This is a genomic window from Amycolatopsis sp. WAC 01375, assembly GCF_003947325.1.
Lineage (GTDB): Bacteria > Actinomycetota > Actinomycetes > Mycobacteriales > Pseudonocardiaceae > Amycolatopsis.
In genome coordinates this window covers 1-25,450 of record NZ_QHHW01000026.1, presented here as the reverse complement: position 1 = coordinate 25,450, position 25,450 = coordinate 1, and the positions used below count along the sequence as shown (strand labels likewise).

At 68.2% G+C, this 25,450-nt stretch carries 22 protein-coding genes and 1 pseudogene; 13 read left to right on the top strand and 10 right to left on the bottom strand.

Annotated features, from left to right (window positions below; all coding sequences use genetic code 11):
* Positions 1-22 precede the first annotated feature (22 nt).
* From DL991_RS15630 to DL991_RS15615, 4 genes are all read right to left on the bottom strand, one after another.
* The gene (locus DL991_RS15630; RefSeq protein WP_125785047.1) at positions 23-493 is read right to left on the bottom strand and encodes a helix-turn-helix transcriptional regulator; all 471 of its coding nucleotides are present in this window, start codon (positions 491-493) and stop codon (positions 23-25) included.
* Positions 494-810: 317 nt separating this feature from the next.
* Entirely contained in the window at positions 811-2,217 is a 1,407-nt protein-coding gene (locus DL991_RS15625) for an LCP family protein (RefSeq protein WP_199753970.1), read from the bottom strand.
* A gap of 366 nt (positions 2,218-2,583) precedes the next feature.
* Positions 2,584-4,746: a phospholipase A2 gene (locus tag DL991_RS15620; protein ID WP_125785045.1), complete on the bottom strand. Its 2,163-nt coding sequence runs from the start codon at positions 4,744-4,746 to the stop codon at positions 2,584-2,586.
* A gap of 160 nt (positions 4,747-4,906) precedes the next feature.
* The gene (locus DL991_RS15615; protein WP_370306377.1) at positions 4,907-6,127 is read right to left on the bottom strand and encodes a GGDEF domain-containing protein; all 1,221 of its coding nucleotides are present in this window, start codon (positions 6,125-6,127) and stop codon (positions 4,907-4,909) included.
* 66 nt (positions 6,128-6,193) lie between these two features.
* On the opposite strand from DL991_RS15615, the gene DL991_RS43315 reads away from it, so the two are divergent.
* Complete coding sequence (locus tag DL991_RS43315; protein ID WP_233598875.1) at positions 6,194-6,388, top strand: hypothetical protein; 195 nt, start codon at positions 6,194-6,196, stop codon at positions 6,386-6,388.
* A 407-nt stretch (positions 6,389-6,795) separates the two neighbouring features.
* Here the strand turns inward: DL991_RS43315 and DL991_RS15605 are convergent, their stop codons facing one another.
* Complete coding sequence (locus tag DL991_RS15605; protein ID WP_125785042.1) at positions 6,796-8,010, bottom strand: MFS transporter; 1,215 nt, start codon at positions 8,008-8,010, stop codon at positions 6,796-6,798.
* 372 nt (positions 8,011-8,382) lie between these two features.
* On the opposite strand from DL991_RS15605, the gene DL991_RS15600 reads away from it, so the two are divergent.
* Positions 8,383-9,276 carry an SDR family NAD(P)-dependent oxidoreductase gene (locus tag DL991_RS15600; protein ID WP_125785041.1) on the top strand — a complete coding sequence of 298 codons (894 nt, stop codon included), beginning with the start codon at positions 8,383-8,385 and terminating at the stop codon, positions 9,274-9,276.
* 82 nt (positions 9,277-9,358) lie between these two features.
* Here DL991_RS15600 and DL991_RS15595 read toward each other — a convergent pair.
* Together DL991_RS15595 and DL991_RS15590 are read right to left on the bottom strand one after the other, a co-directional pair.
* Positions 9,359-10,005, bottom strand: a pseudogene (locus DL991_RS15595) (maleylpyruvate isomerase N-terminal domain-containing protein).
* A 174-nt stretch (positions 10,006-10,179) separates the two neighbouring features.
* A complete protein-coding gene (locus tag DL991_RS15590; RefSeq protein WP_125785039.1) occupies positions 10,180-12,045 on the bottom strand; it encodes a long-chain fatty acid--CoA ligase in 1,866 nt (621 codons plus the stop codon).
* 148 nt (positions 12,046-12,193) lie between these two features.
* Here DL991_RS15590 and DL991_RS15585 point away from each other — a divergent pair, with 148 nt between their 5' ends.
* The 7 genes from DL991_RS15585 to DL991_RS15555 all read left to right on the top strand — a co-directional run bounded on the left by DL991_RS15585 (position 12,194) and on the right by DL991_RS15555 (position 18,832).
* The gene (locus DL991_RS15585; RefSeq protein WP_125785038.1) at positions 12,194-12,841 is read left to right on the top strand and encodes a transcriptional regulator; all 648 of its coding nucleotides are present in this window, start codon (positions 12,194-12,196) and stop codon (positions 12,839-12,841) included.
* On the top strand, positions 12,825-14,042 hold the full coding sequence (locus DL991_RS15580) for a kynureninase (protein WP_125785037.1): 1,218 nt from the start codon (positions 12,825-12,827) through the stop codon (positions 14,040-14,042). Before DL991_RS15585 ends, DL991_RS15580 begins: the two co-directional genes overlap by 17 nt.
* Positions 14,043-14,219: 177 nt before the next feature.
* Positions 14,220-14,570, top strand: coding sequence for a hypothetical protein (locus tag DL991_RS15575; RefSeq protein WP_125785036.1), 351 nt, complete (start codon positions 14,220-14,222; stop codon positions 14,568-14,570).
* Positions 14,571-14,944: 374 nt separating this feature from the next.
* A complete protein-coding gene (locus DL991_RS15570) occupies positions 14,945-17,467 on the top strand; it encodes a nitrate- and nitrite sensing domain-containing protein (protein ID WP_125785035.1) in 2,523 nt (840 codons plus the stop codon).
* Positions 17,468-17,878 (top strand): roadblock/LC7 domain-containing protein, encoded by a 411-nt coding sequence (locus tag DL991_RS15565; RefSeq protein WP_037341577.1) that lies wholly within the window; start codon positions 17,468-17,470, stop codon positions 17,876-17,878.
* The gene (locus DL991_RS15560; RefSeq protein WP_125785034.1) at positions 17,875-18,246 is read left to right on the top strand and encodes a DUF742 domain-containing protein; all 372 of its coding nucleotides are present in this window, start codon (positions 17,875-17,877) and stop codon (positions 18,244-18,246) included. The genes DL991_RS15565 and DL991_RS15560 overlap by 4 nt, the downstream gene beginning before the upstream one ends.
* Complete coding sequence (locus DL991_RS15555) at positions 18,227-18,832, top strand: ATP/GTP-binding protein (RefSeq protein ID WP_125785033.1); 606 nt, start codon at positions 18,227-18,229, stop codon at positions 18,830-18,832. The genes DL991_RS15560 and DL991_RS15555 overlap by 20 nt, the downstream gene beginning before the upstream one ends.
* 203 nt (positions 18,833-19,035) lie before the next feature.
* On the opposite strand, the gene DL991_RS15550 is transcribed toward DL991_RS15555, so the two are convergent.
* Positions 19,036-19,464 (bottom strand): DoxX family protein, encoded by a 429-nt coding sequence (locus DL991_RS15550; RefSeq protein WP_125785032.1) that lies wholly within the window; start codon positions 19,462-19,464, stop codon positions 19,036-19,038.
* Between the two features lie 185 nt (positions 19,465-19,649).
* Positions 19,650-20,090, bottom strand: a complete 441-nt coding sequence (locus tag DL991_RS15545) for a DoxX family protein (protein WP_125785031.1) — start codon at positions 20,088-20,090, stop codon at positions 19,650-19,652.
* Between the two features lie 145 nt (positions 20,091-20,235).
* On the opposite strand from DL991_RS15545, the gene DL991_RS15540 reads away from it, so the two are divergent.
* Complete coding sequence (locus DL991_RS15540) at positions 20,236-20,703, top strand: NUDIX domain-containing protein (RefSeq protein ID WP_125785030.1); 468 nt, start codon at positions 20,236-20,238, stop codon at positions 20,701-20,703.
* On the opposite strand, the gene DL991_RS15535 is transcribed toward DL991_RS15540, so the two are convergent.
* A complete protein-coding gene (locus DL991_RS15535) occupies positions 20,693-21,337 on the bottom strand; it encodes an HAD family phosphatase (RefSeq protein WP_125785029.1) in 645 nt (214 codons plus the stop codon). The two genes, DL991_RS15540 and DL991_RS15535, sit on opposite strands and share 11 nt — an antisense overlap.
* Before the next feature lie 132 nt (positions 21,338-21,469).
* On the opposite strand from DL991_RS15535, the gene DL991_RS15530 reads away from it, so the two are divergent.
* From DL991_RS15530 to DL991_RS15520, 3 genes are all read left to right on the top strand, one after another.
* Positions 21,470-23,056: a discoidin domain-containing protein gene (locus tag DL991_RS15530; protein ID WP_233598860.1), complete on the top strand. Its 1,587-nt coding sequence runs from the start codon at positions 21,470-21,472 to the stop codon at positions 23,054-23,056.
* A 99-nt stretch (positions 23,057-23,155) separates the two neighbouring features.
* Positions 23,156-24,394, top strand: coding sequence for an MFS transporter (locus tag DL991_RS15525; protein ID WP_125785028.1), 1,239 nt, complete (start codon positions 23,156-23,158; stop codon positions 24,392-24,394).
* On the top strand, positions 24,391-25,374 hold the full coding sequence (locus DL991_RS15520; RefSeq protein WP_125785027.1) for a PD40 domain-containing protein: 984 nt from the start codon (positions 24,391-24,393) through the stop codon (positions 25,372-25,374). Before DL991_RS15525 ends, DL991_RS15520 begins: the two co-directional genes overlap by 4 nt.
* Positions 25,375-25,450: the final 76 nt, after the last annotated feature.

Here is a 25,450-nt window from a genome sequence, read left to right as displayed (position 1 = left end):
CACGGACCGGGGAACGCCGCGCTCATGAGGGGTTGAGCCGGCGAAGCCTTCCGATGAGATCGACGGTGGGGATGCCGCAGAGCTCGGCCATCCGTTCCAACGCCGCGAAGTCGAGGTGGACCTCGGCGCTTCCGGCGTCACCCGACCGTTTGAGCCGGTCGTCCGCCCACCGTCGCAGGGGGAACAGTTCCTCCTGGTCGTCCTTGATCACCAGGCGCAGGTCGACCCGGACGCGGCCCGGTTCGTCCACGAACACCCGGCGGTGCACCTTGGCCAGCAGATCCTGTGGCAGCTCGTCCATCGCGACGCACAGTTCGACCAGCCGCACCACGGAACAGTGCCGGGTGCCCAGCTCGTAGGTGGCCAGCGTCTGGAGCGAGATCTCGCTCTGCAGATGCTGGTTCAGTTCCTTGCGTGTCCAGCCACGTTTACGGCGGAGCTTGCGGAGCTCGTCTCCGAGTATCCGCTGATAGCTCTCAGCGTCGATCAGCACTCCCCGTCCCCTGCCTTGCCAACCTTCTCCACCGCTCGCCCGTGTGACAAAACCCGGGACGAGCGCGCTCACGTGTATGAAAGTCGGCAGGGCCGCCGCTCTTACGCGGTTTCGGGGGTGCTTTTCATACCGATTTTGGCTCGCTGGGCCGAATGGGTGAACGAAACCGGCTCGAAGGGCGCGTTTCGGTGGCCATCAGGCTCTTCGGTGCTGTTCGCCGCCTGGGGCCGCTGGTGTTGCGAAAGCCACTTTCGCAACGCTCAACGTTGCGAAAGTGGCTTTCGCAACACCAGCGCCGCGCGAAGAAGGAGTGCGCGTCAGTTGACGCAGGGCACGCCTTCGGCCGTGATCGGCTTCTCGTCGGACTGCTCGGGCGGGGGTGCCGCGGCCGACGAACCGGAGGCGTTCTGCGAGGAGCCGGAGCCTTCGGCGCCGCTCGGCGACTTGAAGTCCGAGCCGAGGAAGACCATCACGTGCCCGGCTTCGACGCTCTTGTCCTCTTGGACGGTCGGGTTGCCGCCGAGTTCGTCGGCGACGGCCTGTCCCGCCGCCTTCTGACCCTTGGCGACCCAGACCACCGTCTTCTTGCGCGCGCTCGCGGTGGCCGTGTCGCCCGCGGTGAAGCCCTTGTCGACGAGCTGCTTCAGCACCGTCGAGGCCAGGCCGTCCCGGTTCGTGGAGTTGCGGACGTCGACCGTGGTCGCCTTGTTGGGCGACTCGGCGGGCGGCGCCTGCTGCTGCTCGCCGGGCTGCGGGCCCGCGAGCCCCTGGACGAAGTTCTTGACCTGTTTCGGGTCGACCTGGATGGCGACGCCGTCGTTCGGGGTCTTGTACTCGATGTTGACGATCGGGATCGTCCGGAACTCGAGCTGACCGCCGGTCAGGCTCTTCATCTGCTGTGCGAAGCCGAAGACGTCCCAGTTCTGGTTGAGCACGACCGACTTCTTGATGGCCGTGATCAGGTCGTTGAGCTTTCCAGGGTTCGCGAGCGTGCCCGCCGAGAGCACCTTCCGCGCCATCCCGGCCATGAACACCTGCTGCCGGACGACCCGGTCGAGGTCGCCGCGCGGCAGCCCGTGGCGCTGCCGGACGAAGCCGAGCGCCTCCACCCCGGAGATGGTGTGCGGGCCCTTGGTGAACTTCGCGCCGGAGAACTGGTCGTTGACGTCGTCGTTGAGGCAGACGTCGACCCCGCCGATGGCCTGCGTGATCTCGCTGAAGCCCAGCAGGTTGATGGCGGCGTAGTTGTCGATGGTCGAGCCGGTCAGCTGCTCGACGGTCTTGATCAGGGTCTTCGCCCCGGCCTCGTTGGCCTTCTGGTCGAGTTCCTTCGGGTCGGAGACGCCGTTCTCCTGCTGCTTCTTGCGCTCGTCGAGCATCGCGCGGGCGTACGCCGAGTTGATCTTGTGCTTGCCGTAGCCGCCGGGGATGTCGACGTAGGAGTCGCGCGGCAGCGAGATCGCGACGGCCTTGGAACCGTCGTTGGGGATGTGCACGAAGATCAGCGAGTCGGTGTTCAGCTCGCCGTCGGCCTGTCCGGCACGCAGCTGGGCCAGGACTTCCTTCGACAGCGGGTTGCCCTGCGCGTCCGTGCGGCTGTCGAGACCGACGAGCAGGATGTCGCGGGCGCCGTCGGCGGGTTTGTCGCCGCCGTCGGCGCCGATGCCGACGTTCGCGAACGTCAGGCCGTCCATCGCGGCCCACGCGTAGCCGGTCAGGCCCATCACCAGCAGCGATACCAGGCCCAGCGCGATCTTGGGGCCGCGGAACGACCGTCGTCGCGGGGCGCGCCGTGGTTCCGGGCGCTGAGGCGGCGGGCCCGCGGCCTGGCGGGCGGGTGCCGGACGGGAAGGAACGCGTCCGGGCGCGTCCTGCCTAGGCCGGGCGGGACGTCGATCCCCATACCCATTCCGAGGCGGATACTCCACGCGGTCTGCTCCTTCTCTTCGCTACCGGTTTGACGGTCTTCTCAAGGGACGCATGGTGCCTGTTGAGGGTTGTCGCAGGATTACACATCCCCCCGAAGATGTGGCATGCACCACCGGTTTCCTCACCATGGTACGAAGAACGCCTGGTCAGCGCTGTCTGGCTCAGGGCAGGACACGCCGGGCGGCGCGGGCGGGCACCAGCGTGGCGGCCGCGGCGAGTATCGCGACGACGATCGTCGCGACCGGCAGCGCGACCGACGCGGCGCTTACGTGCTTGCCGTCGAGGGCGCTCATCAGCGGAGGCGCGCACGCGACCGCGCAGACCAGCCAGGTGCCGGTCATCCGGCTGGTGCCGTTCCGCACGGTGTGCAGCAGGTACACCCCGAGCAACAGGTTGACCAGGCTCTGGACCGGGCCGAACCGGATTCCGAGGAGGTCGGCGTCGGCGGAAGCGCCTCCGAAGCGGGTCAGCGCGAAGCCGAACACGCCGAGCATCGCGTACGCCATCCCGACCGTCGCCGCCGCCCGGCAGAACACCGCCGCGCGCAGGCCCGGCTCGTCGACCGCTCGCTGCTGCGGTCCCGCATGACGTTCGAACCACCAGAAGACGAGCACGGCGGGCACGGCCAGCAGGGCCATCGCGAGCAGGACCCGCGGTCGGGCCAGCCAGCTGAGCCCGTCCACGAACGGTCCCGGCAGGTAGACGACCGCGACGAGCAGCAGCATCGCGGCCAGGAAGCCGAGGTAGAGGCTCATCGGGGCGCGGAGGACGAGGCGGGCGGTCGCGGCGACCGTGGGACGTTCGCCGAGCCGGGCCAGCGGCCGCGAGAGCAGGCCGAGGAGCGCGAGCTGGACCAGGCCGAGCAGGAGCACTCCCCACGGCGGGCCCGACAACGCGGCCGGGGCGCCGGGGCCGCCGAGCAGCATCGGTCCTTCGCCGCGGACGGCGACCGCGAGGCCGAGCCCGGCTGCGCCGGTGAACGCCGTCGCCAGGAGGGCGCCGCGCCGCAGGCGGACACCGTCGGCGTGGGCGAACGCCAGCTGCTGGACGAACAAGGCGAGGAACAACGTCTCCGCGTAGCGCGGGACGGCCGAGCCGGACCAGTGCGCGGCGGCCTCGCTCGCCAAGGTCAAGGCCAGCAGCCCGGCTACGGAGGCGGTCCGCGTCCGGCGATACAGCGTCAGCAGCGCCGGCGCGAGCACGACGGTCAAGAGGAAGACGCCGAGCAGCCAGAGCGGATGCAGCGCGATCCGCATGACGGTGGCGTTCGTCCCCGTCGGGATGCCCAGCACCTCCAGCGCGAGCGGGACGACCAGCGCGACGACGGCGAAGATCAGCGCCGGGCGCAGCAGCGGGCTCGCGCGGTCGGCGAGGTACTGCGGGTAGCGGCCGCCGGTCGCGCGGATCGACCGCCAGCCCGCCTCGTTGATCCGGCCGACCGCGAAGAAGATGACCGGACAGAGCTGGGCGAGCCAGGTGAACGGCCACAACGACCGTTCGGGTGCCCCCGCCCAATGCGCGAGCGCGACGGCGGATTCGCCGAGCAGCATCAGCACGACACCGGCGACCCCGAGCAACGCCCATCGGCCGACCGGGACCACCGGCCGCGGCTCGCGGGGGAGCATGACGACGGTCCGGCGGGTACGGACCCAGCCGCGGAGGCGGAACACCAGCAGCGCGCCGATCACCAGCACGCCGACGATCATCGGGCCGAGCGGGTCACCGACCGGCGGCCCCCAGCGCTGATGCCAGGAGTTGAGCACCAGACCGGCGGTATAGAGGGAGGCGACGACGTCGCAAGTGCCGCGCGAGTCCATCGGGTTGAGGACGCAGGCGTTGTGCATGTCCGCCGAGAGCCGGTCGTCGAGCGAGGCCCTGGCCTCCTGGCCGAGCGGATGTCCCTTGCGTTCGGCGTAGCGGAGGATGTCGTAGCCGAGGTCGTGGGCCCTGCAGGGGACCGCGTAGTCCCATTTGGTGTTGTCGTCGCCCCACGGCGCCGAGCAGCCCCCGTCGGTGTGAACGGCGCGCACGGTGCCGTCGCGGGCGGTCATCACGCCAGGGGTGATCCCGCTGACCGCGGTGAAGTCGGCGGGCAGTTCGGCGAGCACGTTCTCGACCGGACCCGGCCGCGCCAGCGCGTCGACCGCGTTCTGCGCGGCGAGGAGGTCACCTGTCGGTGGGCCCTGGTCCGGCGGCGAGGCGGGCCGCGACGCGATCAGGCCGAAACCGAACACCAGCACCGTGACCAGCAACAACCAGCCCGAAGTCGACCAGGGCCGCCGGATCCGGGTAGGAGGAGCGGCGGCTTGGGCTGTCGCTGGCATGGCGTCCAGGGTGCCATCCGCCGATCAAGGCCGACATCCGGATAACCCCCGGGGTTTCCGTGGGGTTCCCCTGATGGTGTGGCCCGGGGGGTCGCGTTCGGTCCAGGTGGTCGTGAGTGGCGTTTCGGGTTAGAACCCGAAACGCCACTCACGACCACCTTCAGGCCTCGGTGGGTGGCGGGGGAGCGGGCCGGTCCACGTCCTGGGCGAACCGCACCTGGTTCCGGCCGTTCTCCTTGGCCACGTAGACGGCGGCGTCGGAGGCGTGCAGGAGTTCCTCCAGGGATTCACCGTGACGAGGGAACAGCGCCGCCCCGATCGAGGTGGTGCGCCCCGAGATCGTCACCCGGCTGCCTCTTTTGTCGGTAGTCACTATATGCAGTTCCGCGATAGCACTGCGCACTCGCTCGGCGGCGAGTTTCGCCGCCGTTTCGTCGATATCCGGCAAAAGTACGAGGAATTCCTCGCCGCCGAACCGGCCGACGACGTCGGCGGGCCTGGTGACCTCGTCCAATTTCCGTGCCACATCGCGGAGGACGTCGTCACCCGCCGGGTGTCCATAAGTGTCGTTAATCCACTTGAAGTGGTCGAGATCAATCATCAGAAGCGCAAGGCCGTCGTCCGATCGGGCAGTCCTTCCGAGTGCCCGATCGGCCGACTCCGACCATCCGCGCATGTTCAGAACACCGGTTTTCGGGTCCGTCCTGGCGTCGTTTTGCAGTTGGTCGATCTCGGCGAGGCGATTGAACACCACCGTCACCACGGCCATCACGATCACCATCGGTGGCATGATCAACAGCAGTACCGCGGTGACCGCGCCGAGGCCGATCGTGATGGCCTCCAGCAGGTTGTCGGCCGTATTGCCGAGGACGGTCGACAGCGAGGGCCGCTTCGGCGAGCCGATCGTGAGGATGCCGCCGATGTAGGCGATCTGCACCGCTTCGAAGACCATCCCGGTGACGATCAGGACGCCGAATTCACCGAGGGTGTCCCAGCCGGAAATCCGTCCCCATTCGTGCGGGCCGAACGCGGCGAAGGTGAGCGACGCCAGTGTCACCGAAACGCCGTGGGTGACCGAAGAGAACACGAAGTTGTGCGCGGGCCGCCGGGCGATGAACCAATGCTGGATCCGGACGATCGCGATGATGGAAAGCGTCAGCGAAAGCGGCAGGATGACCGCGGCCGGAAATGTCCATACCGCGGTGAGGTCGATGAGTACGGTACGACTGCGATCGCGCCGTCTTTCCTCTTGTCGCTGGGTCAGCTGAATATGCGCGGTGGCGCCGACGGCGAGAATCGCGAAACGAACCCAGTCCGTTCTTCCCGGATTCACGGAATCCATTGTCGCGACGACCATGATCGCGATTCCGATCGCCTCCATGGCGAAAAGGAACGCGATGAACCGTTTCGGCCGCTGCCAGAGAGCCCACGCCCTGGGATCGTAGGGATGGCGCTCCCGCGGTTCGGCCTGGTCACCTTCCGGGCTCATTCGCCCGCGTTCGGTCACCGGCGCATCGCTCCGCGCCGCGGACGGCGGCGCCGCGTCCTCAAGGTCGCCGGTGCCGTCACCGTGCTGGCGGCGGTCACCGGTCTCGGCTGGCAATTGCTACCTCTTTTCCGCGCGGACGGCACGGCTGAGTAATCTCACCGGTACCGACTGATACACCGTTCGTATTCCACGGCCGGTATCATCCCATCGCATCAGTTGTCCGACAGCGGCAAGGGTGCCCGCGAACACGGACCGGAGGTGGCAATCGTGTCCCGTGATTTCTGATCTTGGTGACTGAATGTTTTTCGAGACGCGACGCGGAAGGGGTGACGGATAGTGTCCAGTCGTGACTTCTGAGCCCGGACAAGGTATTAGTTCGCTGCGAGGTTCCCAGGAGGTGTCCGACCATGTCGAGCCGTGACTTCTGATCGAGAGTCGTTTCTTTTCGCCCCCGTGCCGAAGACCAAGGTCCTGTGTCAGTGTTCCGTCGTCGAGATTTCCGAGTACGAACCCGCCGGGCGGCCGAGCCGCCGCCCCAGGGGTCGTCCAGTGTGGATTCGTCATGACAGCAACGGTTCCGGGCTGGTTCCGTTGATGTGCCCCCAGCTGAGCGCGACCAGTACGGCCAGCAGCAGGCCGACCACGCCTGCCAGCGCGATGGCCGAGGTCGCCGCCCCGAGCCGATCGGCGGCGAGCCCGCCGAGTCCCGCCCCTATTCCTTGAGCCACCCGCAACCCCGTGCGGTACACCCCACCCGCACCGCCCCGGAGTTCGTTCGGGACCCAGGTGATGAACGTGGCGCTCACCGTGATCAGGTACGCCCCCGCGGCACCCGCCGCCGCCAGCAGCAGCAACGCGGGGATCAGCCCGGGTTTGAGCGCGAAGGCGATCAGGGCGAGCATCGGTAGTGCCGCCAGAACGCCGAGCAGCCTCCGCCGTTGTTCCGCGGAGACGAACCGGGACAACAGGAACGCTCCGATGACGAAACCGAGCGGATCGGCGGCCAGCAGCCAGCCGACGGCCTGTTTCCCGACGCCCATCTCCGCGGCGAGCGGTGCCGCGAGCCCCTCGGGGATGACGGCAAGGCCCACCAGCCACGAGAACCAGACCAGCACCCGCAGGTGACGGTTGCCGAAGACCTGCTTGACCGCGCCGAACCAGCTGCCGCTGCCGTCGGACGCCGCCGCCCGCCGGGACACGGAGAAGCGGACCACGGCCGCGCTCAACAGGAAGGTCGCGGCGTCCAGCGCCAGCGCCCAGCTCACCCCGACCTGCGAAACCAGCAGACCGCCGCCTGCCAGACCGAGCAGCATGGCGGTGTTGGTCGAGATGCCGCGGATGTCCTGGCTCTTGAAATAGAGGTCGTCGTCGGTGAACACCTCGCGCGTCAGCGCGTTCTGCGCCGCGTTGCCCGGCGCGTTCACGAGCCGCGCCAGCACCACCAGCCCGCACAACAGGGCGAGCGGGGTGCCGGGGATCGCCATGATCGCGATCAGCAGACCCTGGATCAGGGACGAGACGACGAGGACGGTGCGCCGCGGGTAGCGGTCGGCCAGCTGGGAGAGGCCGAGGCCGCCGGCCAGCGCGGGCAGGAAGGTCAGGGAGTAGACCACCGCGGAGAGCAACGCGGAACCTGTCCGGTCGTAGACGAGGATCGCCAGCGCGACGATGGTGAGCTGATCCCCGATGAGGGACTGCACCTCGGCGAGCCAGAGTGCGCGGAACTCGCGGTTCGCCAGGGCGGCGGTCATCCGCGGCGCCGCGTTCGTCTTCACTGCGTGACCACCTCCCCCCGATCGGGTGAACTTGCTTCCCTCGCATTCTTGCCTGCCGTGTTACGTGGTCGACGAGGGAGTCACAGTCGTTGTCCCGCCGGACAACGTTCAGTATGCCTCCGGCTACAGGGAGACGAACAGAAGACCGGTGAATCCTTCGCCTGTTGAGCTGATCGGGCTACGCCGTCCGACCGGTGGGTGACGTCGGCCTGACTCGCCCGCGGGTATCTGCGCGGCTATCGCCGTGCCCTCGCTCGGCGCAGCCGGGCCGCCGTTCGTCGCCGCTCGAGTCCCGGCTGGGCCGAATGGGCCAACACTGAGTAGAGACCGGTCTGGAGGTGGAGGCCGGCTGGGTTCAAAGGGGTGAAGGCGATGAACGGTTTGCTCGACGACAAGGCCGTCGTCGTGACCGGGGCGGGGCGAGGACTCGGTGAGGCGTTCGCGGTACACGTGGCGAGGGCGGGCGGCGCCGTCGTGGTCAACGACATCGACGCCGAACTGGCCGAACGGACGACGGAGAACATCCGCCGGTTCGGCGGCAGGGCGGTCGCCAGCGGGCACAGCGTCGCTGATCCGAAGCAGGCGCAGGAGATCGTCGACCTGTGCCTCGCCGAGTTCGGCGCGATCGACGGGCTGGTCAACAACGCGGGCTTGAACTACGAGGCGCTGCCGTGGGAGGACGACGTCGAGCAGGCGCGCGAGCTGGTCGAGGTGAACGTCCTCGGCGTCGTGTACACCGGGCTCGCCGCGATCAAGGCGATGGTCGGAAGCGGCAGGCCGGGGTCGATCGTCAACATCTCGTCCGGCGCCTCGCTCGGGCAGCGGAAGCTGGGTGTGTACGCCGCCAGCAAGGGTGCCGTCGCTTCGCTGACCTACTCCTGGGCGCTGGACCTGGAGGAGAGCGGGATCCGGGTGAACGCGGTCTGCCCGCTCGCGCACACCCGGATGGTGTGGAAATCGGAACGGTCGCTGCGGGCCTGCCCGCCGGACCGGACGCCGTCGCGGATCGCGCCGATCGTGCTCTTCCTGCTCGGCGCCGGATCCGACGGCATCACCGGGCAGATGATCCGCTGTAACGGGCCGCAACTGCACGTCATGGGGCAGCCGTACCTGAAGCAGCCCATCCTCGAGCGGCCGGTGTGGGACACCGAGACCGTGCAGCGCGCCTTCGACGAGGTCTTCAGCGCGCACTTGGAGAACTATGGCCTCGAAAAGCGTGTCCCTCCCCGGCTGCGGAAGTGGACGGAGTCGACCCGGACGGCGTGACTCGCGTGATCAGACGGCCGGCACGCGTGATCAGCCGGACGACACGGCCGTGTCGTCCGTTCAATCACGCGAGTCGTCCGGATTAGCCGACGACGAAGGGCAGCTTCGCGGCCAGGTCGCCGAGCTCGGCCTTCTCAGCGTCCGTCGGCTGACGGCGGCCCGTGCCGACCAACAGCGCATCCGTGTCGGAGAAGGACGCCGGGAACGTCTCGCCGGTGCGCTGCTCCAGGATCTGGCGAGGCTGTCGGCGGCGGGGCCGTCGAGGTGCGGGAGATGCGCGACCAGATCGAGGTGGTGCAGCGTCCACTCCAGGACGTACGCGGACAGGAAGTCACCCGCGGACAGGACGATGTCGCGGGTGGCGACCCGCATCCCCGGGTCGGCGAGGCCGGCGGCCCGGCCCGCGGCGGAACCGACGTCGTCGAGATGGAACTTGAGCAGCCGGGGTTCCTGGTACGCGGCGGCGAGACGCACGATCAGCGCATCGAGGTCGTCCTCGCCGGTGGGCGGCTTCTCGGCGACCTCCCAGTAGGTGACCGCGTCGCGCGTGGGTTCGGTTTCGGCGGGAGTGGCGAGGGTGATCAGGACGTCCTGCGCGTCGATCACCAGGTGACACACCAGATCCTGCACCAGCCAGCCGGCACAGCCGGACGGTTCGGCGAAGTCTTCGTCGGGGGTTTCGGCGACGGCGGCGAGAAGCGCCGCCCAGGAGCGGGAGAAGAGATCCACGGCGGCAAGTTAGCAGCGGCCGCTTCCCTGTCGCGACTCCTTTCGTCCCGTGCTCGGAGACGTAACTCGCGTGCTTGAAGACGTAACTCGCGTGTCTGGAGACGGAACTCGCGTGTTACGGCTCCAGACACGCGAGATCCGCCTTCAATCACGCGTCTTACGACTTCGCGCGCGTCAGGAACCTGCGGCGGGAGCGGGTTCCGGAGCGGAGGCCGGGTACAGGTCCGCGATCGTGGGTGCGTAGCGGTCGTTGATGATCCGCCGCTTCAGTTTCAAGGTCGGGGTCACCTCGCCGCTTTCGGGCGTCCAGGCCTTGGGGATCACGTGGTACCGCTTGATCTGCTCGATCCTGGCCAGCCGCGCGTTCGCCGCCTCGACGGCCTTCTCGATCTCCGCGCGGACCTCCGCGTTGTCGGCGAGCGATTCGCCTTCGGTGAGCTGGATGCCGTTCGCGGTCGCCCAGCCCGGCGCGATCTCGTCGTCGACGACGATCAGCGCGGTGACGTACGGCCGTTTCTCGCCGATCGCGACGGCTTGTCCGATCAGCGGGTGTTCCTTGAGCAGTCCTTCGATCTTCGTCGGGGCGATGTTCTTGCCGCTCGAGGTGATGATCAGTTCCTTCTTGCGGTCGGTGATCGTGACGAAGCCGCGTTCGTCGATCGTGCCGATGTCGCCGGTGGCGAGCCAGCCGTCGGCGTCGACGTCCGGCTTGATCGTGCCGTCTTCCTGCAGGTAGCCGAGGAACACGATGGCGCCGCGGACGAGGAGTTCGCCGTCTTCGGCGACCTTCACCTCGATACCTTCCAGCGGACGGCCGACCGAACCGGCCTTGAACGCCGACGGAGTGTTCGAGGTGACCGCGCCGGTGGTCTCGGACAGTCCCCAGACCTCCTGGATCTCGACGCCGAGCCCGGCGATGAAGTACAGGATCTCCACCGGCAGCGCGGCGGCACCGCTGGAGGCGACCTCGATCTGGTCGAGGCCCAGCATCGCCCGGACCGGCGCGAGCGCGGCGGCGTCGGTCTGCGCGATCTTCTCCGCGAGTTCCGGCGGGACCTCCTTGCCGTCGCTGCGCAGTTTGTAGCCCTGCTGCAGCAGTTCGTTCGCGCCGAGCAGGCCGGTCCGCTTCTCTTCCGGCAGCGAGCCGAGCAGGTTCTTCAGGCCTGCCACCATCTTTTCCCACACTCGCGGGACGCCGAAGAAACTCTTCGGGTGCACTTGGCCCAGCGCGCCGACGACGCCGGTCGGGTCGCCGACGGTGTGCACGTGCCCGGCCCACACGATCGGCATGTAGATCGACAGTTCGCGTTCGGCGATATGCGCGAGCGGCAGGTACGCGATGTTCGTGGCGTGCATCGGGGAGTCGTGCAGCTTCTGGACGGCGACGGCCTGGTAGATCGCGTTGCGGTGCGACAGCACGACACCTTTGGGGTCGCCGGTGGTGCCCGACGTGTAGATCATCGACAGCGGGTCGTCCGGGGTGATCGAGGACCACGCGGTCTCGAACGCCCGCGGGTCGGCCGCGTGCGCTTCCGCGCCCGCCGCGCGCAGATCGGCGAACGACAGGAAACGCTTGTCGTCCGGGGGGATCACGGACGCGTCGAGCAGGATGATGTGCCGCAGCGCGGGCAGCTCGTCGAGCACCTGCGACCAGCGGCCGAGTTCGTCGGCACCGGCGAGGACGACGACACCGGCGGCGCTGTGCCGGGCGACGAACCCGATCTGCTCCGGGCTGAGCGTCGCGTACGCGGTGCAGGGGATCGCGCCGAGATGGGCCGCGGCGAGGTCGGCGATCAGGTGTTCGGGGCTGCTCGGCGCCATGATCAGCATCCGGTCGCGGACGCCGAGCCCGAGGCCCGCGAGCCCGCGCGACACCTCCGCGATGGCGGTGCGGAATTCGGCCCAGGTCAGGGTCGGCTTGCCCGCTTTGTCGAGTGACGTGACCGCCGGCAGCTCACCGAACTCCTGGGCGTTGCGGTGAAGCAGGGCGGGGATGGTCTGGCCTTCGATCTGCTCGGCGACGGTCGGCTGGGTGGTCAACGCTGGCCTCCTCGATGCTGCCTGATCAGGCACACTGTAAGGGCTGTCGGCAGTGCTGGATAGAGAATCGCGGCCACGGTCGCGGCTCGCGAAATGTCCACCTTTTCCGTTTTCACCGCGTCAGTACCGAACGGGAGGACCCTCGACGATGACCGGTTCGGCACGCGAGTTGATCGACGCGGTGCAGGCGGAACTCGCACCCCACGACGACGAGAACCGGCTCGTCCCGTTGGTCGAGGCGGGCGAGGCGGCACGGGGGATCTTCGCCGCGATCGCCGCGGAGGAGTACCGGATCGTCCGCAGCGACTGGCGTGGTTTCCTCCACCTCGCGTCCCGTGCGCGGGAGCGGAACGCGCGGGAGTTCTTCGCGGCCTTGGCCTCCGGTGAGGGGCTGGCGCTCGGCAAACTGCCGGCGCTCGCCGAGGAATCGCCCGGCTTCGAGCCGCGCGCCGGCTGCCAGGCGTATCCGGCGTTCGTCGCCTGGCTGGCGCTCAACGGCGAACCGGCGGACGTCATCGTGGCGATCGTCGCCAACTTCGCCGCCTTCGGCCGGTACTGCGCCGCGATCGCCGCGGCGATGCGTGAGCGCTACTGCTTCGACGACGAGGCGTGTGCCTTCTTCGACTTCTTCGGCGCGCCGTCGCCGGAGCTCGAAGAGCTTGCCGTACGGGCCGTGCAGGCCGCGCTCGACGCCGGGGAACTGTCCGAAAAGGACGCTCGGACCCACGCGCGGTTGTTCCAGGCGTACGAGCTGGACTTCTGGAACACTCTCGCCGACGATGACCACCGTGACTGATCTCGTAGCGGAGGCCGCGGCGCTGGACGCGGCCGATCCCTTGGCGCACAAGCGGAACGAATTCGACCTCGACGCCGGCGTCGCCTATTTCGACGGCAACTCGCTGGGCGCCCCGCCGAAACACGTGGCGGACCGGGTCGCCGCGGTCGTCCGCGAGCAATGGGGCGGGCGGCTCATCCGGTCCTGGTCGGAGGGCTGGTGGGAGGCGCCGGTGCGGGTCGGCGAGCGGATCGCGCCGCTGGTGGGTGCCGCGCCGGGGCAGCTCGTCGTGGCGGACTCGACCAGCGTGAACCTGTTCAAGGCGCTGGTCGCCGCGACCCGCCTCAGGCCGGGCCGCGACGAGATCCTCGTCGACGCGGACACGTTCCCGACCGACGGCTACATCGCCGACGAGGTCGCCCGGCTGACCGGGCGCACGGTGCGCCGCGTCGTCGCCGAGGACATGCCGCGCGAGGCGGGCGAACGGACGGCCGTCGCGCTGATCAACCACGTCGACTACGTGACCGGACGTGCTCACGACATGGCCACGCTGACCGGGGCACTGCACCGCACGGGCGCGCTGGTGCTCTGGGATCTCTGCCACAGCGTCGGCGCGCTCCCGGTCGAAGTGGACGCGGCGGGCGTGGACCTCGCTGTCGGCTGCACGTACAAGTTCCTCAACGGCGGCCCCGGCGCACCAGCTTTCCTTTACGTGGCAACGAAATGGCTGGACGGGTTCGAACAGCCGCTGGCGGGCTGGGCCGGTGACAGCGACCCGTTCGCGATGCGCGGCGCGTACGAGGCGAACGCCGGCATCGCGCGTGGCCGCGCGGGCACTCCCGACATCCTTTCGCTGCTCGCGCTGGACGCGGCCCTCGACGTCTGGGACGGCGTGGATCGCGGGCTGCTGCGGGCGAAGGGGCTCGCGCTCGGTGAGTTCTTCTTCCGGTGCGCGGACGAACTCCTCGACGGCGCGACGATCGCGACCCCGCGCGACGAAGACCGCGGGCATCAGATCTCGGTCATCGACGAAGACGCGGCCAAGACGATGGCGGCCCTGATCGAACGCGGGGTGATCGGCGACTTCCGCCCGCCCAACGTGCTGAGGTTCGGGCTGGCTCCGCTCTACACCACCTACGGCGAGGTACTTCGTGCCGTCACGACGCTTCGGGAGCTCCGACACCGAAACGATGAATCTGATTCGGGAATCGGTGGCAAATAGGTGATCGCCTCGCCCCCGCGGGGGAGAACGCGCGATCTTTCGCGAATCCGCTGTTAATCTCGATATTCGCTCTCGCCGCGAGTGTGACGTAGATCCTTCCCCTGTGGCGTAAGGGAAACCCACGTCGCGCGTCTTATCGGCGAGGCGCGGGCCCGGCGCCTGGAGAAGGAGGGGATCATGTCGTTCACCTATACCGCCGTCGCCCTGTCCGGCGTCACCTCCGGTTTTCTGCTCAGCGAATTCGGCTCCCGGTACCCGGTCGAGACCGTGCTCGTCGCGATCCTGATCTGCGGGGTGGCGACCCTGTGCTGGGCGGGCGTCCGGATGCTCCGGGACGCCTCCAGGAAGGTCGACGCGCTCCTCGACGACGAGCTCGGCCGTGCCGACGAAGATCATTTCGCCGAATCGGCGGCGATTAGTGTCCGTAATTCTCGATTCCGTGGCGCGAACGGCGTTACGGCGGCGTTCCTCCGTGGCGATGTCGTTCGCAAACCGAACGGTATGTGGAGCGCTGGTCCGAAAGCGTGAGCGACGTCACGGCGAGTAGTTTTCGTCGGCCTTTTTCACCGCGAAGTGAGCGCCAGGAGCTGTGACGTGATCGAGTCTGAAGAGTGTCGATCAAGCCGCTGCCTGCGGTAAACCGCCAGGTGACCTACTGGTGAGTCACTTGGCGGGGGGCCCAGGTCCACGTGGTGGACTTTCGAGGTCCGCCGACCTCTCGTGACCTGGTCACGGCCATACGCGACTACCCTTCGCGTCTGGACTTGACTCACCCGTTTGGGTCTCCTAGCGTCTTCGCGGGCGGAGCGGACCACGCTGTGTTGATCCGGCAATCGGATCCCGCGGGTATGAGATCCCCGGCGACCCGACACCTGAAACTGCCGGAAGGAAAACGGACCACGGTGAAGCAAATTCCCCTTCCACGAGGCCGCGGCTCTTCGATTCGTTCGCGCGTTCTGACGATCGCGCTCATTCCGAGCATCGCGCTGATGCTGGTCGGTCTGGCGATCGGCGGCTACCTGATCTTCGACGCGGTCAACGGCCGTGACTACGCGCAGCGGATCCGTGACTCGGAAGCCCCCTCTCTCCCCTTCTTCGTCCAGGTGCAGGAAGAGCGGCGCCTGACGCTGCGCGAACTCGCCGGGGACCGGTCGCAGCACGCGACGCTCGTCGAGCAGCGCGCGAAGACCGACGCCGCCACCCAAGGCGTCGTCGCCCACCTTCAGAAGTTCATCGGCGACTCGCCCGACAGCGTGCAGCGCAACATCGCCACGGTGAACGGGCTCTTCCAGAAGATGCCGCAGATGCGGCAGTCGGCCGACTCCGGTCAGCTCCCGCTGCTGGACGCCTTCACCTTCTACAACCAGATCCTCGACCAGTTCGTCGAAGGTCTCACCGGGCTGGCCCAGGACGCGCCGAACGCCGAGAACGCCTACCAGCGGATCACCGCGGTGCCGCTGTTCACCGCCATCGACCAGATGCAGCGCGCCAACGCCCTCGCCGCCGCGGCGGTCGCCGGCGGCGGCTTCACCGACGAGACCTACCGCGCCTACGTCACCGAGGTCGGTTCCTACCGCTCGCAGCTGGAGTCTTCGGTCTCGCGGATGCTGCCGGACGTCAAGGCGAAGTTCGACCAGCTCGTCGCGAGCGATCCGTGGAAGGCCGTCAACACGGTCGAGAACACCTTCCTGCAGAACAGCAAGGCCACGCTCCCCATCCCCGAGCAGACGTGGCTTCAGGCCGCGCGCGGCGTCAGTGACGCGATGATGCGCGGCTTCGTCGAGCAGAGTGGTACGGCCACGACGCAGGCGGTCGACGACGCCGACCGGACGCTGATCACCTCGGCCATCGCCGCGGCCATCGCGCTGCTGGTGGCGATCGGCGTGTTCATCATCGCCCTGCGGCTGTCCAACCGGCTCATCGGAAGGCTGGCGCGGCTGCGCGAGGACACCCTCGACGTCGCCGAGATCCGGCTGCCGGAACTGGTGGACCGGGTGCGGGCGGGTGAACCCGTCGACCTCGACGACAAGGGTCACTTCCTCGACCACGGCGACGACGAGATCGGACAGGTCGCCGAGGCCTTCAACAAGGCGCAGCAGACCGCCATCGCGGCCGCGGTGGAAGAGGCGAGGACCCGTGAGGGCACCAAGACGGTGTTCCTCAACATCGCGCACCGCAGCCAGGTCATCGTGCACCGCCAGCTCAAGGTGCTCGACCAGGCCGAGCGCAAACAGGAGGACCCGGAGCAGCTGGAGACGCTCTTCCAGCTGGACCACCTCTCCACGCGCGCCCGCCGCAACGCGGAGAACCTGATCATCCTCGGTGGCGGTCAGCCCGGTCGTCAGTGGCGCAAGCCGGTGACGCTGGCCGAGCTGACCCGCGGTGCCTCGGCAGAGACCGAGGACTTCGCCAGGGTGAAGACGGCGAAGATGCCCGCGATGGCGGTGCAGGGCCCGGTCGTCGGCGACCTCGTGCACCTGCTCGCGGAGCTGATCGACAACGCGACCGCCTTCTCGCCGCCGCAGTCGCGCGTCGAGCTGCGGGGCAACGTGGTCGGCAAGGGTGTCGTGATCGAGGTCGAGGACCAGGGCCTCGGTATCGAGCCCGAACAGGCCGCCGAGCTGAACGCGATGTTGGCCGATCCGCCGGACTTCGGCATCATGGCCCTGTCAGCCGAGCCACGGCTGGGCCTGTTCGTGGTCGCGCGCCTCGCCGCGCGTCACGGGATCTCCGTGCACCTGCGCGAGTCGGCGTACGGCGGCACCAGGGCCATCGTGCTCGTCCGCACCGACCTGCTCGCGCCGGTCCCGTCTGATCAGCCGGAGGACGAGGTGGACCCCGAGAGCACCGAGGTGCCGGAAGCCGCGCCGCTGCTCCCGGGCCGTCGTGCCCGCCACCGCACCGAGTTCCCCGTGGAACGGCCCGAATTGCCCGTGCCGATGCCGGTCGCACCCCAGCCGCAGCCGCAAGCGCAGCAGGGCCCGGAGCAGCCCGGCGGCACGTTGCCGCCGCTGCCCCCGAGGCCGCCGCGGGTGCCCCGGCCGGAGACGCCGCGGCCAGAGCCGATCCGCCCGGAGCCCATGCGTGCCGAGGGTCGTCCGCAGCCGGTGCAGCCGCCGGCGTGGCCGCCGGCCGACACCCGGCCTCAAGACACCCGTCCCCAGGACGGCCGCCCGCCGCAGACCCGGCGGCCCGGCCCCGAGGCGCCCGGCAGGCCACCGCTGCCGCAGCGCCGCCGTCAGGCGAACCTGGTCCCCCAGCTCATGGAGGACCGGCCCGCCGCCCAGCCCGAGGAGGTCCGCGAGGACACCCCCGAGCTGGCGAGGAACCGGCTCGCCGCGTTCCAGCAGGGCACGCGCCGCGCACGGGACACCGAACCCACCGACGACTACACCGACCTCGACATGTACGGAGATCGTGACTAGATGGCCAACGCGGGAGTCAGTGAACTCGACTGGTTGCTGGACGACCTGGTCAAGCGGGTCAGCGGTGCCGACAGGGCGGTGGTCCTGTCGTCCGACGGCCTGCTCATCGGACGGTCCGGGAACCTGTCGGAACAGGACGGCGAGCACCTGTCCGCGGTCGCGTCGGCGTTCCAGAGCCTCGCGCGGGGAACGGGACGGCACTTCGGCGGCGGCAACGTCCGCCAGACCATGGTCGAGATGGACCACGCCTTCCTGTTCGTCACCGCCGCCGGGCGCGGAGCCTGCCTCGCGCTGCTGGCGAAGGAAGACGCGGACATGGGTCTCGTCGCCTACGAAATGAACCTGATGGTCAAGCGGGTCGGCGCGGTGCTCACTTCGGCGCCCCGCGCCGCGACTCCCACTTCGCCATGAGCGGGCGGCACGAGTCGTGGTTCGAGGACGAGGCCGGCCCCCTGGTCCGGTCGTACGCCGTCACGGGCGGGCGTACCCGCTCGGACACGCTCGGCCTCGACCTGATCACCCTGGTGGTCGCCATGCGCAGCGCGAACGAGGTGGCGGGCTTCGAGCCGGAGTACGGGCGGATCCTCAACCTGTGCCAGAGACCGACCTCCGTCGCGGAGGTCGCCGCGCGTATAGACCTTCCGCTGCCGGTGGTGAAGGTGCTGCTGAGCGACCTCATCGAACAGAACCTCGTGCTGTTCCGCACCGCGACCCCGGTCACCGACACCCCCAATAAACACGTACTCCAGGCGGTTCTTGATGGCATCCGGAAACTCTGAGCCCCGGCGATCCTTGACCGCGAACGCGGTCAAGGTCCTCATCGCCGGCGGGTTCGGGGTCGGTAAGACCACGATGGTCGGTTCGGTCAGCGAGGTTCCCCCGCTGCGCACCGAGGAGGTCATCACCGCGGCGTCCGAGGGCGTCGACGACCTCACCGGTGTCGAGAAGAAGACGACCACCACGGTCGCCCTCGACTTCGGCCGCATCACCATCAACCCCGAGCTGATCCTGTACCTGTTCGGCACGCCGGGACAGGACCGGTTCTGGTTCATGTGGGACGAACTGGCCGAAGGTGCGCTCGGCGCCGTCGTGCTGGCCGACACCCGGCGGCTCGACAGCTGCTTCGCGGCCGTCGACTTCTTCGAGCGCCGCGGACTGCCGTTCGTCGTCGCCGTGAACTGTTTCGACAACGCCTACCGCTACGGGACCGAGGAGGTCCGGCAGGCGCTCGACGTCAGCATGGACGTCCCGCTGCTGCTGTGCGACGCGCGGGAACGCGAGTCGACGAAGCAGGTGTTGACCGTGCTGATGGAGCACGTGCTGGCGTTGTCCGACCTGGCGGCCGGGTTGCCACAGGGTCGCTGACGGTTCCCCTCTCTCAAGCGCTATGAAGGACGCTTTCATTGCAAAATTTGCAATGAAAGCGTCCTTCATGGCATCGGGGGTGGCTCGGGTCTCGTGAGTGGCGGTTCAGGTTAGGGCCAAGGGTGCCTACGTGGATTCCGGCTGCGCGTGAAGGCCCCCTTCCCTCGGCTCAGCCGAGGAAACTCGACCTTCACACCTCCGGCTCAGGACCTCCGGCGTCGGCGCAGCAGGGTGTCGAGCGCGTAGGTGCCCGGGCCGACCACCGCGAACAGCAGGAAGATCCAGGAGTACAGGGCCGCCGTCTCGCCCTTGTTCTGCAGCGGTAACAACGCGTCGGGCTGGTGCACGACGAAATACGCGTACGCCATCGTGCCCGAAAGCAGCACCGCGACCGGGCGGGTGAACAGGCCGACGAGGATCAGCAGTGAGCCGACCGTTTCGATGACCCCGGCGTACCAGCCCGGCCAGGTGGCGAACGGCACGGCGGGCTTGTCGAAGAGTCCCAGCTTCTGCAGACCGTGGCAGAGGAACAGGAACGCGACCACTACGCGGACGACGGAGAGGGCCAGTCCCTGCCACTTGGGAGCGGTCGGACCGATCTCGGTGGTCGTGGCGGTGGCTGTCTGGGTCATGACGCATCCTTCCGGCTCAAGGTGGTCTAAACCATTGATGTGATAGAGGATGCCGGATACCCCCATCGGTAGGGAACTTTCTTTCGGGGGGTAATTCGATGTTATGTCCGAATTTAACAACGCCGAAACGCGTTAAAGGCCCCTTTCCTGGAATCGTTCCAGGAAAGGGGCCTCGCGATTCTCCATCAGCGTCGGCGGCGCAGGGTGTCGAGGGCGAAGGTGCCGGGGCCGATCGCGGCGATCAGCAGGAAGATCCAGCAGTAGAGGGTCGACAGCTCGCCCATGTTCTGCAGCGGCAGCAGGCCTTCCGGCGCGTGGACGCTGAAGTAGGCGTAGGCCATCACGCCGGAGAGCAGTACCGCGACCGGCCGGGTGAACAGGCCCACCAGCACCAGTGCGGCGCCGACGACCTCGATCACGCTGCCGTACCAGCCGGGCCAGGAGCCGAGTTCCACCGAGCCGCCGGCGCCGTCGACACCACCGAAGAAGCCGAATCCCTGCAAACCGTGGCAGAGGAAGAGGAACGAGACGACGATCCGGACGGCCGACTGGATCGCGCCCTGCGCCTTGGCGGCACGCGGGGTGGCGGTGGTGGTGGTCTGGGCGGGGGTGATGGTCTGCGTCATGGTTCCGGTCCTTCCGGGAGGGAGTGTCTGTGGGGCGGCTTCTGACAACGCGTCGGACGGGCTCGACGCGAATCGACATCCAGGCGGAAAGTTTTTTCGCGGGCCGGTCACATCACCCGATCGGCGCAAGGCCAGACTGGACGTCATGGCGGGTAAGACGAGTGCCGGGATCCTGCTCTTCCGCAGGTCGGGCGAGGTGACCGAGGTGCTGCTCGGGCATATGGGCGGACCGTTCTGGGCGAAGAAGGACGCGGGCGGCTGGTCGGTGCCCAAGGGCGAGTACGAACCGGATGAGGCGCCGGAGGCCGCGGCGCGGCGCGAGTTCACCGAGGAACTGGGGCTGCCCGCGCCGGAGGGGGAGTACCTCCCGCTCGGCGTCGTGAAGCAGTCCGGCGGCAAGGTCGTGACGGTCTGGGCGGTCGAGGGCGACCTCGATCCGGCTCAGGTGGTGCCGGGCACCTTCGAAATGGAGTGGCCGCCGCGGTCGGGCCGGACGCAGGAGTTCCCGGAGGTCGACAGGGTCGCCTGGTTCGGGCTGGCCGAGGCGGAGGAGAAACTGCTCAAAGGCCAGCGTCCGTTCCTGGTCCGCCTTGGCGAGCTGCTCAACGGCTGAGCAGCTCGCCGAGCGGTTTGTCGGCCAGCGAGCCGAGTACGAGATCGGCGTGGTCGAAGTTCAGCACCGCGGTGATCGGATTCGGCACCGCCACGCACTCGATCCCGGCGGCCTTCGCCGCGGTGACGCCATGCGGTGAATCCTCGAACGCGATCGCCTCGGCCGCGGGCAGGTTCAGCGCGGCGAGCGCGGCGAGATAGAGGTCCGGGCTCGGCTTCGCCTCGTGGAGGTCGCCGGTGAGGACGGCCTCGAACGCGTCCGCGAGGCCGAGCCGGTGCAGATGCGTGGTGACCCAGTCGCCGGTCGAGCTGGACGCGATGGCCAGCCGCAGGCCCTGTTCCTTCGCATCGTCGAGATACTGCTGGACGCCCGGGCGAGGCCCCACTGATTCCAGCAGTTCGGTGACCCGGGCGCGGACGCCGGTGCGGACCGCGATCCGGTCGAGGTTCTCGTCGTTCTTCTCGAGCAGTTCGAACATCGCGACGGCGGTGTTCTGCGTGCCGATCACGGTGTGCCAGACGTCGAGGGGGAGTTCGCCGCCGCGTTCGCGGAACGTCTCCTGCCAGGCCACGAGGACGGCGGCCTCGGTGTCGACCAGCGTTCCGTCGAAGTCGAAGATCAAGGCGCCGGTCATGGGACGAGTCTACGTCTTGACTCACTGAGTGGTACGGATTACGGTACGCATTCGTTAGGAAACTTACCAAACGAACAACGCCGCGCACCCGTCCCTCTCAACCCGCCGCCACGGATTCCCGGGGAGATCGATGTGAAGGCCCGAACTCGACTACTACCACTAGGCGCGGCCGCCATTCTGTTGCCGACGCTGCTCAGCGGTAACGCCCAAGCCGCTGATGTCCTTTTGTCCCAAGGTAAATCCGTCCTCGTCTCGTCGGTGGAGTCCTCCTCCTACGGCGGCCCGCTTGCCGTCGACGGGAAGACCACCACCCGGTGGGCGAGCGCCGAAGGTGTCGACCCGCAGTTCATCCGCATCGACCTCGGCGGTCCGTCCGCCATCAACCGGGTCAAGCTGAACTGGGAAGCGGCGTACGCCACCGCGTACAAACTCGAGGTCTCCAACGACGGCTCGGCGTGGACCCCGGTCAAATCCGTCACCAACGGCAACGGCGGGACCGACGACCTCACCGGCCTGTCCGCCCGCGGCCGGTACCTCCGCCTCGTCGGGACCAAACGCGCCACGAGCTACGGCTACTCCCTGTGGGAGATGCAGGTATACGGGACGTCGGACTCCTCCGGTGACACGCAGGCGCCCACCGCGCCGTCGAACCTCAAGGCGGGTTCGGCCACCTCATCCACTGTGGACCTGACGTGGACCGGTTCGACGGACAACGTCGGCGTCAGCGGCTACGAAGTGCTGCGGAACGGCCAGGTCGTCGGCACTACTGAAAGCGCTTCCTACACCGACAGCGGACTGAGCCCGTCGACCGCGTACACCTACACCGTCCGCGCGAAGGACGCCGCCGGCAACACCTCGGCGGCCAGCAACCAGATCCAGGCGACCACGCAGGCGGGCGGTTCGTCGTTCGTCCTCGCCGCCTCCGGTGACATCGCCGAACAGTGCACAGCTTCGTCGTCTTCGTGCATCCACCCGAAGACGGCCGCGCTGGTCGGCCAGATGAACCCGGCCGCGGTCATCACCATGGGCGACAACCAGTACGACGACGCCCACATCGAGGACTTCACGAAGTACTTCGACAAGACCTGGGGCAAGTACAAGAACATCATGCACCCGGTCCCCGGCAACCACGAGACCTACGACCACACCCCGCTGGGCGCCTACAAGCAGTACTTCGGCAAGATCGCGACGCCGAACGGGAAGACCTACTACAGCTGGGAAATGGGCAACTGGCACTTCGTCGCCATCGACAGCACGGAGTTCTCGCCCGGCCTCGCCGCGAACGCGATCAGCGACGAGCAGCTGAACTGGATCAAGCAGGACCTGAAGAACAACACCAAGCCCTGCGTCGCCGCGTACTACCACCACCCGCGCTACACCTCGGGTGACCACGGTGACAACAGCAAGATGGCCACCCTCTGGGAGACCATGGTCCAGAACAAGGTCGATCTGGTGCTCAACGGGCACGACCACCACTACGAGCGGTTCTATCCGCAGAACGCCGACGGCGACAAGGATCCCGCGGGTCCGGTGCAGATCATCGGCGGCGGTGGCGGGGCGAGCCTTTACCCGGTCAAGACCGAGCACCCGGCCACGGCGAAGGCGATCTCGACCTACGGCGTGCTCAAGCTGAACATGTCGGACAACGCCTTCTCGACCCAGCTGATCGGTCTCGACGGCAAGACCATCGACTCGTCTCCCACCTACACCTGCCACTGATCCTCGCGTTTCGGCACCAGGTTGCGATGGTTCGCGTCGCGGACCATCGCAACCTGGCACCTGATTGCGGTCGTTCGGTGCGCGTGAAGGAGGTCTCCCATGTACATAGCCACTAGTCGGGCGGCAGTAGACGTACCGAAAAGCAGCGGCGTGAAGCGGGCCGTCACCGGGAATGTCGTCGCGCTCGGCCTGGTCAGCCTCGTCACCGACATCTCGTCGGAGATGGTGACCGCGGTCCTCCCGCTCTACCTCGTTCTCGGTCTCGGCCTGAGCCCGCTGCAGTTCGGCGTGCTCGACGGTCTCTATTCCGGCGTCACCGCCGTCGTCCGGCTCGTCGGCGGGCATCTCGCGGACCGGTGGCAGCGGCTCAAAGCCGTCGCCTGCTTCGGTTACGGGCTTTCGGCGCTGGGCAAGATCGGCCTGATGCTGGCTGGTTCGTCCGCCGTCGCGATCGGTGCCGTCCTCGCGGCCGACCGCACCGGCAAAGGCGTCCGGACCGCGCCGCGGGACGCGCTGATCACGCTGAGCAGTGAACCCGAACATCTCGGCCGCGCGTTCGGCGTGCACCGCGCGATGGACACCTTCGGCGCGTTCCTCGGCCCGCTGGTCGCCATGGCCGTGCTGTGGCTCAGCCTCGGCAGCTACGACTCGGTGTTCTTCACGAGCTTCTGCATCGCCGCGATCGGCGTGATCATCCTGCTGGTGCTGGTCAAGGACCACCAGCCGAAGCCGAACGCCGTACGGCCCAAGGTCTCGCTGCGGGAGACCGCGGGCCTGATCCGGCAGGCGTCGTTCCGCCGGATCTGCGTGTGGGCGGCGTTGCTGGGACTGGTCACCCTGAGCGATTCGTTCCTCTATCTCGTACTGCAGCGCCGCTGGGATCTCGGCGCGGTCTTCTTTCCCTTGCTGCCACTGGGAACCGCGGGTGTGTACCTGTTGCTCGCCGTGCCGTTCGGCAGGCTTTCGGACCGGATCGGCCGCTGGAAGGTGTTCCTCGGCGGACACGTCGCGCTGGTCGTCGCGCTGCTGGCGCTGCTGGGACCGGTGGACGGCGGCATCCTCGCCGTACTGGCGCTGGTGCTGCACGGAGTCTTCTACGCCGCCACCGACGGGGTCCTGATGGCCGCCGCCGGACCGCTGCTTCCCGAGCATCAACGGGCGAGCGGACTGGCGCTGGTGCAGACCGGGCAGGCGACGACGCGGATGCTCGCGTCCGTCCTTTTCGGACTCGCCTGGACCACGTGGGATCTGCACGCCGCGGTTCTGGTCGCCGCCGGCGCGCTGGCGGTGGTGGTCGTCGCGGCCGCCGTTATCCGTCCTTTGAGGACACACGCATGAGGGCGCGCATCCTGGGGGTGGCAGGTGCGGTCGTCCTCCTGATCGCGGCCGCCGTCGGCTACGGGATCCACTCCCGCGACCGCGGGCCGGAGGTGAACTCCGTCGCCGTCGTCACCGGGCAGCCGGTTTCGGTGCAGGCCAAGGGGCAGCTGCTGTTCCGCAACACAGCTGAAGGCCCCGACTTCGGCCATCTCGCCACGGTCCCCGTCGACCGGCCGGGCGAACCCCGGAAGGTGTCCGGGCTCAGCTGTGACCGCTTCGCCGCTTCGGCGGGGACCGCGCTGTGCCTGTCCGCGCAGCCGGGGGTGCTGCCGCCGATGACCGACGTCATCGTGCTGGACAAGGACCTCAACGAGATCCGCCGGATCGAACTGCCCGGCACCCCCAGCCGCGGCCGGGTCTCGCCGGACGGGAAGCTTGCCTACTGGACGCTGTTCGTCAACGGCGATTCCTATGCGGAGACAGGGTTTTCGACCAGGGCCGGGATCTTCGACCTGAGGACCGGGAAGTTGATGAAGAGCATCGAGGAGATGGGGCTCCTGCTCGACGGCAAGCCGTACTACTCGTCCGACGTGAACTACTGGGGGATCACCTTCACCCCCGACGGCAAGCGGTTCTACGCGACCGTGGGGACGAAGGGGAAGACGTACCTGGTCGAGGCGGACTACGAGAAGCTCGTCGCGACGATGATCCGGGAGAACGTCGAATGCCCGTCCCTTTCGCCGGACGGGCAGCGGATCGCCTTCAAGAAACGGGTTTCCGCCGATCTCGCGGCGCCGTGGCGGCTGGCCGTCCTCGATCTGGCCTCCGGACAGGAGACCTTGCTGGCCGAGACACGGAGCGTGGACGACCAGGCCGCCTGGCTCGATGACCAGACCATCGCGTACGGGTTGGACTCGGGGATCTGGGCGGTTCCGGCGGACGGGAGCGGGGCGGCCCGGTTGGTGGTCGAGCGCGGGGCGTCGCCTGCGGGCGTGTAGTGGGCCCGGTGGGTCGTGAGTGGCGATTCGGGTTCTAACCCGAATCGCCACTCACGACCCAGCCACGCCCAACGCT